This window comes from Aquimarina mytili (assembly GCF_016735115.1).
GTDB classification, from domain to species: domain Bacteria; phylum Bacteroidota; class Bacteroidia; order Flavobacteriales; family Flavobacteriaceae; genus Aquimarina; species Aquimarina mytili.
This window is the reverse complement of sequence record NZ_JAERQJ010000001.1, coordinates 470,936-484,504: the sequence shown is the minus strand read 5'-3', so window position 1 is coordinate 484,504 and position 13,569 is coordinate 470,936. Positions and strand designations below refer to the sequence as shown.

Below are 13,569 nucleotides of genomic sequence, written 5' to 3'. Positions count from 1 at the left end.
AGAATGAAAACACCTTACAAGAACATATACAAAATATTGAAACTGAATCGGTTTATCGTTTTAGCCGTAGTCATCTGTGCGTTGCTGTCCAGCAGCTTTTCGCTTTTAATGGTTTACAATATGAACAAAACAGCGCTCAGTAGTGCCTTTGCCATCAATACGGACGGCAGTATCATTCCGCTAAAGCTGGTTACACAAAAGGAAAATTTCAGGGTGGAAGCTTTGGCGCATCTGGAATTGTTTCACAACTACTTCTACAACATCGATGCGAGCAATTATGAACGGAATTTAGAAAAGGCACTTTGGTTGGGCAATAGTTCTGTGGACAATCTGTATCGCCAGAAAAAAGCGGATGGTGTTTACAACCGATTGCTTCAGTATTCATTGGTTCAAAAAGTTTTGAGTATTGATTCAAGAATTTCAGAAAGCAATGGCACGTATAGTTTCACGACCACAACCATTTTTGAAATTAATAGAGGTTCAATCATAGATACCTATGAATTAGTTTCCACCGGAAACCTGATTATGGTGGACCGGAACTTTCCCAACAATCCGCACGGACTTTTGATTACAAATTACTTCGAGAACACCCTTAAAAAATTAAACGATGAAAGTTGAGAAAAATAAAATAGTATTTGCAGCGGTATTGGCCGTGATTTTCATATTCCTCATTTCCTATTCTGTAATGGTAATGGGCGATGATGACAGCGATAACGAAAGCCTACAACAGACCTTGGTTCCTGATTTGGAAGAAAACCAAAAGGAATACGAATCCAAACTCGATGCAATTAATGACCTTAAGGAAGTGCGTGAAACCAACGCGCCCAGCATCTATGATGAAAAGTTGATTGATTCCCTTGGCTTTTACGACCCAGATTTACCGGAACGTGAAAAAGAACGCATTGTTGACAGTATCTATGATGCTGGCAAAATTAAGTATTCCGAAAAGCGGTATCAAAATTTAGGGCAAAGGCGAGCTGTTCAACAAACAGTACCAAAGGTGGATTCAGCTGAAGTTAAAAGAGCTCAAAAAATTGAAGCTAAAGAACTGGGCTTGGAACATCAACTGTTCTTTGCTGCCAATCCTCAGCCCAATGAAGTTTCAATTATCGGCAATACAGACGAAACGATTTACGTGGTCGTGGATGGCGACCAAATTGTTCAGGCAAATACCCGATTACGGATGCGCCTTACCAAAGCTGCTACAATAAATGGCAAACTGATGCCAAAGAACACACCGATTTTTGGGTTTATCAGCTTTCAGCCCAATCGTGCATTGATTGAGATTGAAAACATAAAGCACCATCCCACCAAGCTCAAAGCCTTCGATTTGCAAGACGGTAGCGAGGGCATCTATGTTGAGAACAACTTTAGAGAAGAAGCTACGAGAGAGGTGCTCGATGATGTTATTGGTGATATAAATATCCCGAGTGTCCCACAAGTTGGCGGACTTACCCAAGTTTTCAGGCGTTCTAACCGACGGGTAAAAGTAACCGTCCTGAACAATTACAGATTAATTCTAAAACCAAAGTTATGAAAGTGACAATTTCCATATTAACCGTATTTATTTTCGCTTTCGCAAAAGCGCAAACAACTATAAAATTAGATACCATATATGCCAACGACACCAAGAATGTTGCGCTTTTCTTTCCAGAACCTATTCGGCAAGGCATAACCGGTTCAGATAATTTTGTCTTTACCTACAATCGTGAAAAAGAACAGTATTTCGGCCTATTGCAAGCCAAGCCAGGAAAGGAAAGTAATTTGCTGGTAGTCAACCGAAATGGCTCGATTTTTTCGTATATTGTAAGGTATAAAAAACAGCTTTCTAAGCTCAATTATTTCATTCCAGCATCCAATAGTATCGGGAATGAAAAGCCGATTGTAACCGATTCAATTCTTGCTGAATCCTCTGAAGAGCGTATAGATAACAGAACCTTTTATTACCAAAAATTCTGCTCGTATCTTCTCAATAGAAAACAGCGTATCGGTCGAATCAAAAAGCGAAATGAAGGCATTGTTTTGAGTGTTGAGAATATCGTTTTTGATAAAGAAGAGCTCTATTTCGTTATCCAGATTGAGAATAATTCCACCTTGGATTACGATTTGAATTTCTTGAACCTTTCGATTGAAACACGACAGAAAGGAAAAAGAAAATCGTTACAACGCCTATATCAAGAGCCGATATACAAACATAATCTGCCTTCAAAAATTGTAGAAGGTCAAACGGTACGGTTCGTTTATGTATTGCCCAAGTTTTCATTATCCAATGACCGCAGAGCAATTTTAGAACTGAATGAAAAGGATGGTGAACGAAATATTGAAATGAAACTATCGCACAGATATATCAATAACCCAAATTAAAGTCATTATGAAAAATTTTATAATTTTCACACTCGTGCTACTGTTTCTTTCGTGCGCCGATTCTAAAACTAAAGTTTCAGGACCAAGTGCCACAGCCCAAGTTGTTATCGAAAGCTTTTATGAAAAGGATGAAGAAACCTTAAAAGCCAACTCTACACCACAGGCGTATTCTAACTATATGAATACCATAAATATGTTCAACGCTACGCCAAAAGATGATTCCAATTTTACTGTTTTGCAGGACACGATTATGGGCGACGTGGCTTGGGTAAAATATACCACAGCTTATGACAAAACGCCTGGTATTTTCAAACTGGTTAAGCAGGATGGAAAGTGGTTGGCAGATGCGAGAGGTTCAAAGGATAAATCGCCTTTTTGATGAAAGTTGTTTTTTAGGTTTTCGGTAGCTTAATTTCCCAATAACCTTGTGTGCCACCTTGACGAATTAGGACGCCCTTGTTTTTTATAGCTGTTATATGTTTTCCAACAGCAGATTCATTGATACTTAACGCTTCGGCTATTTCATTGTAGGTTATAGATGGATTTGCAGCAATAAGTTTAACAACTTCTTTTTGTCTTTTAGTAAGTGCATTTATAGCATCTATTGCAACACCTTTTACACCACCTGTTACACCACCTATTGCACCACCTTTTTGACCACCTATTTGACCACCTTCTTCAAGAGTAGTTTCTTTGGCCATAAATGTCATTCTGAGAAAGTTATCTGAAAAACTAAAGCTCTCTTTGCCATAGTGTTCCAAAATACGAGGGATGCCAGAGTCCTTTAGGCGCTACTCAAAGAAGTGAAATCAAACATAAAATGTTTTATTACCATATCGTCAGGATGCTCTGATTCGTAATACTTTTCGTGAAAATGATAGGGTTTGGGTTTCAAAAATTCAAGTTCCCTTTCGTCTCTTTTCAAAAGTTTATTAACCCCATTTACGGTTTTGTCTAAATCTCCTTCGAGTACATACCCAAGTAGGCATCCGTTCTCATATTTATGAGTAACAAAACTGTTAATTCCGGTATCAATATATCGTCGTTTTAAACCGGAATCTTTTTCCTTGAGGTTTTTGGCTTCCATATGGTATTCGTATTCTAGGGATGAATTTATAGTTACCAATCTAAGATCTATTCTAGGAAATTTCGCTGCAAAACCCTTTTCCTTTTCTATATCGTCTTTCGGCAAGTGCTGCTCAACATTTGTAACGATTCGCCACTTTAATCTTAGTGGATTTTCCTTAATGCATTTGTGCAATTCCCAAGTAATGTCATTTTCATCCCAGTTGAGTTTGATGACTTTTGTTTCTATAGCTGAAACATAAGATTCTGTTATCAGCTGAAAGCATTTTTCTTCAAAGCCTCTTTTAAAGCTGGCAACTATGACTTTGTTTAATCCCATTTACTATACCTCATTAAGAATTTCCAGTATTAATTCCGAAGCGTCTTCAATCGCCATAGATTGAGTCCAGAATCGTCTCTGATTGGGACGAACAATAAAAATCTCGTTGCCTGTTTTATAATTTAATTTTTTTCTGAAATAGATGTTAGTTGCCTTCTTTTGCCATAACTCTTTATCCAATTCTCGCAATATATCGTGAATATCTTCACTGGATTTTGATACTTCTTTTTTAGAATCTTCAAACGCAACCTTAGATACCATTAAAGGTGAGAAATGACTTATGTTTTCATAAATGGTACAATTAGCATAGAGATTCTGACTTTGTAAAAAGTCATTTAGATGCTGCGAGACCTTAATTGAATAATCTTGAATTGCATTTTTGTCAGTTGGACCAAGAACATATTGATACTTCTTAATCAATAATGGAATTGTAAATTCTACGAAATTGTCAACAATTAAACTTTCGTCGATTGAGAAATCAAAACATTTAGTTATATAATTATCAATCTCCTGTTCAAACTTTTTTGTATTTGTGTTGAAAATTTTAGATTCATCAATTATCATCCTATCGTAAATATCGGCAAGATGATATAGGTTCTTTTTAGATAAGGAAAATGGTAGCCGATAAACTTCATTAGGCTTGATTTCTTCTCTTTCTATCCCGATAGATGCTGAACATAAGAAAAGATAATAATAGGCAAGTTTTGAATTTATAAAACAAGTTAACCCTTTAAGTACTTTTGAATCAGTATGACTGAGACCTAGAACTTTACTATTAAATGAACAGGCCTCATCTTCATACGAGGCACAAATTTTCCAATTGGAAAGACCTTCCTTAATTAGGATATGTGGTGCAAAATAAGTTTTTTTCGCGCCCACACGTCTAAAAACATTAATTGTGGGTAAGTCTTCCACTTGCACACCATAATATTTAGCATATATTTCCTTTGACCTCTGAGTAAGCCCAGAATTCAAATCTGAAAACGAGTGTGAAACATAACGTCTAATGTTCTTAGGGGCAATGTATCTATTTGGAATTTCGTTGTCTACTTTCGGGTTTTTAGTAGAATTATTTAAAAATTGTAATCCAGAGCCTTTATAAATTTTTTTATCCGAGATAAATTGTTCAAGACTATCAGAAGCATTTAGTTTTTGAATTAAATTAATATCTCCAATTCCACCCCACATTGCAATTTTCCAAATTTTTGAAGTTGGTTTTTTGCATTCTTCGCGTGGAAGATATTTCAAATCTGTACCGTCAATGCTAACACCCTCTATAACATTGGATTTAATGTAAGTCTTAGGGGCGTAATAAATAATAGTTTCCGATTTTTTCTTTGGTGGACTTTTTTTGTAAAACACAATACTTATTGGTCCTGTAGCCGAACCGAACAATTGACCACCAAAGTCTTTAGGTGCATTCCTTAAAATTGAAAAATTATAAATTTTCTCTACATAGCACTCATTGAAAAGCCAGTTCCTAAAATTTTGATAAGTTATTTTGGTATTGGTAAGGATTTTGGTATTGAAAATCAGGGCAATTTCTCCATCTTCCGAAAAAGTCGTTGCTTTGTGTAGAAATGGTAGAACCATTTCTTTAGCAAACCCATATTTATCACTATAATCTCGGATGGATTGAGATAAGTTCTTAGTGCCAAAAGGCGGATTTCCCACCACCAAATCAAAATCTATTTGTTCTACTTCAGGGTTTTGCTTAATTGTATCACTTCGAAATAGATTGTTACCCTGTTCTTCTAGTGTGTCGTCCAAAGGGTCATTTATCAAATATGGTAAACGATAATCTTTGTTCTGCCAAATCGTCTTAGGATTCAAGTTATCAACTAAAGCCAGGTAAAGACTAAAAGCTGCTACTTTGATGGATTGGGGGTGTATTTCTATACCAAATATATTGTCCGTTAGTAGCTTCTTCAATTCATTAAAATCCGTAAGCTTTTCTGAATTGGCATTTTCATAACGTTTTACCAAACGTTTGAAACTTTCAACTAAAAAAATCCCTGAACCACACGTTGGGTCTAAGACCTTAATGTTAAATTCTTTTTCTGTCCTAGAGATTGGTAATTTCTCATTTAATATGAGTTCAACTAGTGAAGGTGGTGTATAATAAGTGCCAGTATCTTGTTTTAAAGTAGGGTTTATTTCAGCCAAGAAATTTTCATAGATTTCACTTAATAATTCTATTTGAATAATGCTAAAATCGAATAGACGTAGATCTTCAAAAAGATTCTGCTGTAAGGTATTATCATTACCGTTGATAAAACACTTTCGGATAATTTTTAGATGTTCTCTAGAAATTGACTCATTGCTATCTATGGTAAACACATTACCATTAAAATATTCTTCCAGTTTCTTAAATAGTGAGTATGTTTTATCTGCATCATCTAGAATGTCAAAATAAGACTTCGCTCCTTTCTTTATTTCTGAATAGAACTTTTCATCGGTTGCGCCTCTATCCTCTAAATACAATAGGAATAGAGAACGCATTATTATTTTATGAATTAGGTCTATTTCTAAGCCTTCCGCTTGTAATTGCTTAGCAGTATAGGTAAGGCTCTCTACAAGGTATTTATCAACCCTTCGCTGAAGGCTTATCTTCTTTCTAATCTCATAAGCTTCTTCTAATGTCCATATAATCCCTGTATCAATAGCAATAGTGGAAAAAAGATTTTGAAGCTGTGTGAGTTTGGTTTTATCTTTGAACTTATAAGACTCTATTTCGAGCGTTTTAAGTTCCTTCTTATAGTCAAAATCATCTGATTTGATTATAAGAGGTTTCTCGGCACAATTGTAAATACGGATTTCAGTTTCCGAATAAACGTAAAGAAAAATTACCTTTTTGAAGTTCCAGATTTTTTTTTGAGTCTTTGCAACTTGATGAAGAGCACGGTCATCAAATTTTTCAACCTTTTTTAAAAAAACCGCAGGATAACTATTGTGATTTTCGTCGGTACTGAAATAAATTTCATCAATACCGAAGTCTTTCACTTGATTAATTACAACTAGCTGACTTTCAGAAATTTGATTAAATTCCGAAGTAACAGAGACGGCCTTGTCCAAGCCTAAATTTTCTATTATATCAAAATCAATCATATCGAAAGTTGTCCAAAATATCTGATAGTTAGTTACATACTAAATTAATTCCAAAGGTACAAATGATTTTGCGATTTTGATAATCGAAGTTTTACTATTATTTGGATATATTCCAAAAAATCGGATAGGTAATTGGTTACCCAATTAAATGAACTGTAATTAATAAAGATGTTAATGATTTCAATAAAAATGAAAGCACAGCATATTATTTAAATATCGACCGCACTTCTTCATAGACCCGCTCAAAATTAGCATTCATATCTGCACTTGAATATTGCTTGGTTTCTTCTGGTAGTTGCCTGTTGATTTTAGATAGTTTGAATTGCACCTTCTTATCCTTCCCATCTGCATACGTTATAAATTCGCCCTGTTTCAATCTAAAAAATACATCTGCTCGAATCTTGGGAATTTCCTTTTCGCCCGTGGTAATGCGTGTGTCAAAATCCAGATTATGTCCTCGACTAATACTTTTTGTAGGATCCTTGATGATTTCAAAAAAACGTTCGTAGTATTTGGCGGTATCTGGGTCGTTTACTTTGCCGAAAAACTGATAAGACAGATTGCTCAATATCGCTTTACTTGCCTTATCGCCATACATCATATCGTTCTGGATTTTATCCTGCATAACGTAAATTGTAGCAATGTCATAACTTCTAAGCGTTGCTGGAATACGGTGCATATTCAATAATCGGATGGTTGGCGCTTCTTCCATCAGCAGAAATGATGGTTTTGAACTACGCACACTCATCTGTTTTGTGATGGTGTGGATAATGGTGGCGATTACTGGCGAATAAGACGTTTCAAATTTTGGATTATTTACGATTGAAATAACCGCTGGATTTTTCTCATTGTTTATATTGAGCGGCACTTCATCTGCAGACAATGCCATAAAAATGCGTTGTGTACTAATTCGTTTCAGCGCATTGGCCAAAGTACTTTTTACCCCAGCCGTTTGCCTATCCGAATCCTTGCCACTTATAAAAGCATCTGCCATTGCCCTTGATGTCGTATTGGTTTCCAAAAACTGGATAAGACTATCGGTGTCCAATAATTGATAAATTGCTATCAAATGTGGCAAAGTACAATATTTAGGATAGTCTGTTTTCAGTTTCCAAATCAACCCACCAATCAAACCTTCAGCCGCATCGTTAAAGAATTTTGTCGTTCCCGTAGTTCCGCTTTCTCTTTGTTCTAAAAGGTTTTCAATCAATACTCTTGAGACTTCGTTTACGCTTTCCTCATTCTCTAAATAGCGTGGCGCAATAGGATTTACCCTGTGGATGATTTTATCGAAGGAAATGACCTTAAACGGGATGTAACTATCCTTGAAAAGTGGGTACGCCATTTCGGTCAGTTCAAAATCCTTATAATCGTGGATAATTCCGCAAAACCCATCTTTCCGGAAGTGTTTCAGAAAACCATACACAACACTTTCGGTCTTGCCACTTCCGGCAGAACCAATGATGGATGCACCTCGTTTGATGTTATCCAATTTGAAATTGCCCTTGGTCGTAGGAAAGTTGACCTGATATTTGCTATCGCCATTTAACGGCTTGTCAGTTTTATGTAGAAAAACATACATTCCTATGTTAATTAATATGAGAGGGCAAGCCAGATAGAGAGAAATCAGAATCAGTCGGTTTTCCTCGTCAAAATAGAACACCATCGCACCAAGCACAAGAAAATTAACGATGAATGCATACCTAATTGCCCGAAACATCGCATAGAAAACAATACTGGCCAGACCAATAATTGAAAGTGTCGTTATGAGATTGTCTATTTGCATACCTATTAGATTCCAATGGAACTTGATTTAATCGCTATTTCAGCACCACGTCTCAACCGTTTAAGAATCCGAAGTGCAATCTGTGTTTGACTAACTGGAATATTTGGCACTATCGGCAGTCCCGTTTTTGTTATTATTTTGAAAGCCAATGCTTTTTCGTTAGCTGGTAGCTTCATCAAGGCGGCGAAATAGAGATTGGGATTTTTTACAAAATCCTTTCGGGCTTTGTAGGATTCAGCAAAGTTTCGCTTATAGCCAAAAGTCTTATCAAATGTTTTTTCTGCTCTTTCAAAAAACTTGTCTCGGTCAAAACCCCGTTTTACGGTTTCCCCATTCAACTTTACATCAGATGCTTTGTATTTGCTTCCCGGCGATAAGCTGAATCTGTTGGACGCATCCTTACGGCTCACGATAATATGGATGTGGCTTTGGTTTCCATCTTTTCGCATTCCCTGGACAATCCGTTTACCATTTTGTTGGTGGGGCGCTTGGCGTTCCAATTTTGCTATTTCCTTTTTCATCTTTTTAATATTCCCCTCAGCTCGTCCTTCCTGAACGTTTCGGATTTCGGTTTTGAGCTGAAGAATTTTGGTGGCGTACGGTTGGTTCTCTTTTACCTGAAAATCTGTTCCCTTGAAGGTGCGTTGATGCTCTATTTTTGCATAGTACTTTATGTCATCGATGTTAACCGGTCGCCCTTTGATTTCCCTATTGAATGAAGCCACATAATCTTTCATCAGCTCACGGGTATATTTTTTTAAATCTTCGCTACTGTTCTGAAGTTTTCGCAATTCATATTTTGAAGGACTCACGGTAATTGAGTAGAATCTTGGTTCGTGTTTTTCCAATTTTGCGGTATTCCCATCGATTTCCTTAATGACTTCCTCAGCAGAAATCTCATCGCCGTATTGATTGAAAAAATGTTCCATATCCTGCTGTTCCAAACCTTGATTTTCTTTCTCTAAATAGCCAACAAAATCTGCCGAACTTTTGGAAAAATTACCGCCCATTTTTTGAGGTGTTATTGTGATGTACATAGCTGGAAATTTCAAAGTTGATTGTTCGGGTTATCGCTTTCGCGAAAGCGTACTTTTTTCCTTTCCTCAACATATTTCTTTTCAACTATCAATGGCTTTTTGTTGGGTTCTTCCATCACAAAAAGGGATTGCAACATTGCGACCGTAGGTTTGGTTTGTGTCTTTTCTACATCACGCATTATGGCGATGACCGCATTGATTCTTTTTAAGAGCTTGGCTTCAATAGTTCTACCTGTAGGACCAAATTTTTCTCGTGGGGAAATCTCGTTATAGAGAAAGAAATCAAGGATGTTTTCCATCGCTTCGGTGTGCGTTTTAAAGTGCATTTTGGAAAATTCCTGAAACCGCTTGGCAGTTTTTCGTTTGAACCTGATAGTAATGAATGAATCCATTTCCTTCCGCTTTTTTAAAGATTTGACGTAAATCCATCCCTATTTACTGGTGTTCCAAGACCATTTGACGCAAATTGTTGGAATTTTTAAATCCTGATTGATTTTAACTACTTAAAAATCAATGGATTAAAACGAAAATGGAATATGTAACGCGGCGCAGCCCGTTACCCTCTTGCTATTCCTTTTCGTCCCGCTCGCGGGACAAAAATCCATACAATCCGGCTAAAAAGCCGATTGCCATTTTCAGGGAAAATGATTTTCCGATATGTTATTTTTCGATGTGTAAGGCTATCGGCGAAAGTCGAAAAGTGGATAACCTTACTTTAATTTGAATGCTGAATTTCAGCCAAATAAAGATAGTAATTTTTTCTTGATGTAGATGTAATTGCATACAAAAACACCTCTAAAATTTTAGAGGTGCTTGCTTCATTTTTGCCGAAAACTATATATTGAAAACGTAGGTATAGGAATATAAATTTCTAAGTGCTTCTTCCTCTATCAACGTTTCAAAACAGCCATAATTTTCTTTTACGTATTTGCGAATGCTATCCCCAAATTTTCGTTTCACATCTTCTTTGGACGTTTCCAAAAGTCGGTTTTGAGCTTCCTCGCTCAAGTCTGTAAAATTGAGATATACCATAGCGATAGATTTTAATATTCACTTGGTAACATCAGCGTATCATTTACAAAAAACAACCGCAGTTCATCGAGTGGAAAATCGGTGGCACGATAGCCGTGTTTTTCTAAAATGTTATCGTTGCCATCGCTGTAAATTATCTCGGCTTCGTAGCCTGTATAATCCTGTTTTTCTTCGGGCAATCTCTTAAAGTCGATTGTGATAAATTCGCTTCGGTTCATCAGACTTTTTGCAATTACGGAAGTATCGGTAATGAGCCAAAAACATTCGGCAACTTCGGTAAGGTATTTCAACCCGTCTGTAAATCGTGTTCTTAATAATGGGATTTGGTAGAACATTTCAGTTCCATTAAAATATTGCAACCGCTCTTTAATTTCGTTAACTTGTATTTTCATTGTGCATATATTTAATGTGTGAATAATGAAAAAGAGGGCGCAACTTTCGAGAGGAACGCCCTCTTTAATTTTAAGTCCTACTTGTCGTTTTTACTTCCAAGTAATAGGATTTCATCGGCTACCACTTCGGTAACAAAGCGTTGGTTTCCATCGTCGGTGGTGTAGGTTCGGGTCTTTAGTTTTCCCGTAATCCCAACTTCTTTACCTTTTTCGACATACTTTTCTACTATTTCAGCGGTCTTGCCCCAAGCCACAACGGTATGCCAATTGGTGTCCGTTTGCTTTTCGCCTTTGCTGTCTTTGTAATACTCGTTCGTAGCGAGTGAGAAGCGGGCTACTTTCTTTCCGCTTTCAAGGTTCGTAATGGTTGGCTCTTGACCAACATTTCCGATTAACTGTACGTGATTTCTAATAGTACTCATAACTAAATGGTTTTAAATGCCCTTTACAGGCTTGATTAATATTTCCCTTTTCAATTCAGATTAAATTTTAAGGGGTGTTTGTTCTTTTCTTTCGTGCATCGCACAATGGATAGAGTGGGTTTTGTCAAGACTTTTAGAGTAAAATCAGGTGTGTTTGCGACGTAGTAAAACCCTTGGGTTTTCAAGGAAGTAGAAACCTTATTTTGCACTAAAACTTTGTATAGTCTTGACAAGTTCCATAAGGGCATTAGCAATTCTTTTAAAACCGGTTACGATTTGAGCGTACCGACAGTTAAGCGAAATGAGTGGCTGGGTTTAAATTAGAATTGGTTATGTCGTGCCTGTTTTTCGATGCCCCGAAAAACAATAAAGGCTTTATCCATTATAAACCCCTTAAAATGTGTAAGACAGCGGTTCGGTTTTTAAGAATTTTCGAGTGAGGGCTCAAGAAGACCGCGCCGAAAATCCTGTTAAGAAAACCTAAGTGATGGCTTTCCGATGAAAAGCGGACTTCGTACCCTATTTCGGATTGGGAATGAAGCGTCCCTTCCCAGCGTAGCGGGCAGGGTTTAGCGAAATGAAAAGTAGAAATCGGGTACGGTGTCCAAGACGTTTGTAGTGAAGCTCTTTTCCCGGAATGAAGTGGTTGCCTGCTTTTTTCGGCAGGTAAGCGTGGAATGTAGGGGAATGTGCTGAGTGGGAAAGTAAATGCTTATGATATATTTAGTCATCCAGTTTAAGGTACTGGACAAACCTTTATTTAATTTATGCCATAGCATAGACTTCATCAAACAGGTTTTTATCCAACCGTTCTTGTTGGCCGAAGCTTTTCTTCAATACATTATGAAGTACAGAATTGAATGCATTGTAGCCCAGCCAAAGATTAGGCTTTTCATTGAGCAACAAGGCCTCGTAATTTAAAATTTCGTTAACCTTACGAGACTTTTTTGAAGGGTCACTGTTCTTGTCGCTACATTCGTATCTGAATAGCTTTGTCTTATCGAGTACTGCTTTTACAAATTCTTGTGTGTCGATGATTTTAAATTCTTTCATCTTATCGAATTTCTTAGTAATGGTATAGAACTCGTTATCAAGAAATTTATCAAACAAATTATTCAACCTCGGCATAATGAGGTGTGTATTGTTCTTACTGTGCTTGATGGAAAATTCAATTTCAGCTTGTGAAACGTGCAGACCATTGGAACATACTTCTCTGTAAAATCCGAAGTGGCCAGAGGTCTTTTCGCTACCATCATACGAGTTCTTAAACCGAAGCATTGGCAGAATCAGGTCTTTATCATTCTTGACCGTAAATTGGCTTTTATCGTCTATGATAAAGTCGGTAATGAAAGACCTATCATTTTTATTTATGGTGCGCTTGTGAAAATTCAGATGTGCATCGGTCAGCATTTCCTCGGCTTTCTTGAAAAACAGTTGATTCGGAATATGGCCATAGCTATTCGAGACCACATTGACGATTTTGCCATTTGAGATAATGGCATTTTCAAGTCCTCTGCGAGATTCCATCTGGGTCAGACTTTTTAAGGATTTCATTTCTGATGGAATAAAGATTTCATCCTGTTGCAAATTTTGTAAATACATAGCTTTTGAATTTTAGATTAAACATTTTGTAATAACACCGCATAATAGATTGGATGTTTTTCTCTGTAATAAGCCAAGTGGCTTTCTGCACTTTCAATAGTGTAATTTTCTTTACTTGACTGATAATGTATTTCAGCCTCTTTTGGCGAAATTTCAGGTTTTTCCGATACTCGTTTCATAATGATATATTTTGATTAAACAATATTTGAGCAGTACCCAAACGGAAGCTAAAATCTCAGCTCAAAAGGAAACGGAATAAATGGGCGTAGGGTGCGGCGATGGCTTTATGCCGTAGTCTTTTGATGGGTGTATTTTACGAGTTTACCTTTGCGCCAACTATTGATTGATAACCCCTTCCTGATAAATACATTTTTTATATGCACTATCATAAAAAAGAAAAAGTGCCAGCACGAATGCCGAC

15 protein-coding genes are annotated in these 13,569 nt (G+C 36.8%); 4 read left to right on the top strand and 11 right to left on the bottom strand.

Annotated features, from left to right (window positions below; genetic code table 11):
- Positions 1-3: 3 nt before the first annotated feature.
- Genes JJQ60_RS02125 through JJQ60_RS02110 form a run of 4 tightly spaced genes read left to right on the top strand, consistent with a single transcriptional unit; the run spans position 4 to position 2,743 of the window.
- Positions 4-618, top strand: coding sequence for a conjugal transfer protein TraK (locus JJQ60_RS02125; RefSeq protein WP_201916292.1), 615 nt, complete (start codon positions 4-6; stop codon positions 616-618).
- Positions 608-1,537, top strand: coding sequence for a conjugative transposon protein TraM (gene traM, locus JJQ60_RS02120; RefSeq protein WP_201916291.1), 930 nt, complete (start codon positions 608-610; stop codon positions 1,535-1,537). Before JJQ60_RS02125 ends, traM begins: the two co-directional genes overlap by 11 nt.
- A complete protein-coding gene (locus JJQ60_RS02115; protein WP_201916290.1) occupies positions 1,534-2,364 on the top strand; it encodes a DUF4138 domain-containing protein in 831 nt (276 codons plus the stop codon). The genes traM and JJQ60_RS02115 overlap by 4 nt, the downstream gene beginning before the upstream one ends.
- Positions 2,365-2,371: 7 nt before the next feature.
- Positions 2,372-2,743, top strand: a complete 372-nt coding sequence (locus tag JJQ60_RS02110) for a hypothetical protein (RefSeq protein WP_201916289.1) — start codon at positions 2,372-2,374, stop codon at positions 2,741-2,743.
- A 13-nt stretch (positions 2,744-2,756) separates the two neighbouring features.
- Here JJQ60_RS02110 and JJQ60_RS02105 read toward each other — a convergent pair whose 3' ends face one another.
- From JJQ60_RS02105 to JJQ60_RS02055, 11 genes are all read right to left on the bottom strand, one after another.
- A complete protein-coding gene (locus JJQ60_RS02105) occupies positions 2,757-3,065 on the bottom strand; it encodes a winged helix-turn-helix transcriptional regulator (RefSeq protein WP_236669014.1) in 309 nt (102 codons plus the stop codon).
- Positions 3,066-3,148: 83 nt separating this feature from the next.
- The gene (locus JJQ60_RS02100; RefSeq protein WP_201916288.1) at positions 3,149-3,769 is read right to left on the bottom strand and encodes a hypothetical protein; all 621 of its coding nucleotides are present in this window, start codon (positions 3,767-3,769) and stop codon (positions 3,149-3,151) included.
- 3 nt (positions 3,770-3,772) lie between these two features.
- Positions 3,773-6,877, bottom strand: coding sequence for an HsdM family class I SAM-dependent methyltransferase (locus tag JJQ60_RS02095; RefSeq protein WP_201916287.1), 3,105 nt, complete (start codon positions 6,875-6,877; stop codon positions 3,773-3,775).
- 205 nt (positions 6,878-7,082) lie between these two features.
- A complete protein-coding gene (locus JJQ60_RS02090) occupies positions 7,083-8,663 on the bottom strand; it encodes a type IV secretory system conjugative DNA transfer family protein (protein WP_201916286.1) in 1,581 nt (526 codons plus the stop codon).
- Between the two features lie 5 nt (positions 8,664-8,668).
- Positions 8,669-9,700, bottom strand: coding sequence for a MobB family relaxase (mobB, locus tag JJQ60_RS02085; RefSeq protein WP_201916285.1), 1,032 nt, complete (start codon positions 9,698-9,700; stop codon positions 8,669-8,671).
- Between the two features lie 11 nt (positions 9,701-9,711).
- Entirely contained in the window at positions 9,712-10,092 is a 381-nt protein-coding gene (locus JJQ60_RS02080; RefSeq protein ID WP_201916284.1) for a BfmA/BtgA family mobilization protein, read from the bottom strand.
- Positions 10,093-10,534: 442 nt separating this feature from the next.
- On the bottom strand, positions 10,535-10,732 hold the full coding sequence (locus JJQ60_RS02075) for a hypothetical protein (protein ID WP_009779478.1): 198 nt from the start codon (positions 10,730-10,732) through the stop codon (positions 10,535-10,537).
- A gap of 11 nt (positions 10,733-10,743) precedes the next feature.
- Positions 10,744-11,124, bottom strand: a complete 381-nt coding sequence (locus JJQ60_RS02070; RefSeq protein ID WP_201916283.1) for a DUF6876 family protein — start codon at positions 11,122-11,124, stop codon at positions 10,744-10,746.
- A 77-nt stretch (positions 11,125-11,201) separates the two neighbouring features.
- Positions 11,202-11,546, bottom strand: coding sequence for a single-stranded DNA-binding protein (locus JJQ60_RS02065; RefSeq protein WP_201916282.1), 345 nt, complete (start codon positions 11,544-11,546; stop codon positions 11,202-11,204).
- A 765-nt stretch (positions 11,547-12,311) separates the two neighbouring features.
- Positions 12,312-13,148 (bottom strand): DUF932 domain-containing protein, encoded by an 837-nt coding sequence (locus JJQ60_RS02060; protein WP_201916281.1) that lies wholly within the window; start codon positions 13,146-13,148, stop codon positions 12,312-12,314.
- 17 nt (positions 13,149-13,165) lie between these two features.
- Complete coding sequence (locus JJQ60_RS02055) at positions 13,166-13,327, bottom strand: hypothetical protein (RefSeq protein ID WP_201916280.1); 162 nt, start codon at positions 13,325-13,327, stop codon at positions 13,166-13,168.
- Positions 13,328-13,569 lie beyond the last annotated feature (242 nt).

What these genes read in the sequence shown, in the direction of transcription:
- JJQ60_RS02125 (WP_201916292.1), top strand. Translation starts at nt 4, where the DNA reads ATGAAAACACCTTACAAGAACATATACAAAATATTGAAACTGAATCGG.
- traM (WP_201916291.1), top strand. Translation starts at nt 608, where the DNA reads ATGAAAGTTGAGAAAAATAAAATAGTATTTGCAGCGGTATTGGCCGTG.
- JJQ60_RS02115 (WP_201916290.1), top strand. Translation starts at nt 1,534, where the DNA reads ATGAAAGTGACAATTTCCATATTAACCGTATTTATTTTCGCTTTCGCA.
- JJQ60_RS02110 (WP_201916289.1), top strand. Translation starts at nt 2,372, where the DNA reads ATGAAAAATTTTATAATTTTCACACTCGTGCTACTGTTTCTTTCGTGC.
- JJQ60_RS02105 (WP_236669014.1), bottom strand. Translation starts at nt 3,065, where the DNA reads ATGGCCAAAGAAACTACTCTTGAAGAAGGTGGTCAAATAGGTGGTCAA.
- JJQ60_RS02100 (WP_201916288.1), bottom strand. Translation starts at nt 3,769, where the DNA reads ATGGGATTAAACAAAGTCATAGTTGCCAGCTTTAAAAGAGGCTTTGAA.
- JJQ60_RS02095 (WP_201916287.1), bottom strand. Translation starts at nt 6,877, where the DNA reads ATGATTGATTTTGATATAATAGAAAATTTAGGCTTGGACAAGGCCGTC.
- JJQ60_RS02090 (WP_201916286.1), bottom strand. Translation starts at nt 8,663, where the DNA reads ATGCAAATAGACAATCTCATAACGACACTTTCAATTATTGGTCTGGCC.
- mobB (WP_201916285.1), bottom strand. Translation starts at nt 9,700, where the DNA reads ATGTACATCACAATAACACCTCAAAAAATGGGCGGTAATTTTTCCAAA.
- JJQ60_RS02080 (WP_201916284.1), bottom strand. Translation starts at nt 10,092, where the DNA reads ATGGATTCATTCATTACTATCAGGTTCAAACGAAAAACTGCCAAGCGG.
- JJQ60_RS02075 (WP_009779478.1), bottom strand. Translation starts at nt 10,732, where the DNA reads ATGGTATATCTCAATTTTACAGACTTGAGCGAGGAAGCTCAAAACCGA.
- JJQ60_RS02070 (WP_201916283.1), bottom strand. Translation starts at nt 11,124, where the DNA reads ATGAAAATACAAGTTAACGAAATTAAAGAGCGGTTGCAATATTTTAAT.
- JJQ60_RS02065 (WP_201916282.1), bottom strand. Translation starts at nt 11,546, where the DNA reads ATGAGTACTATTAGAAATCACGTACAGTTAATCGGAAATGTTGGTCAA.
- JJQ60_RS02060 (WP_201916281.1), bottom strand. Translation starts at nt 13,148, where the DNA reads ATGTATTTACAAAATTTGCAACAGGATGAAATCTTTATTCCATCAGAA.
- JJQ60_RS02055 (WP_201916280.1), bottom strand. Translation starts at nt 13,327, where the DNA reads ATGAAACGAGTATCGGAAAAACCTGAAATTTCGCCAAAAGAGGCTGAA.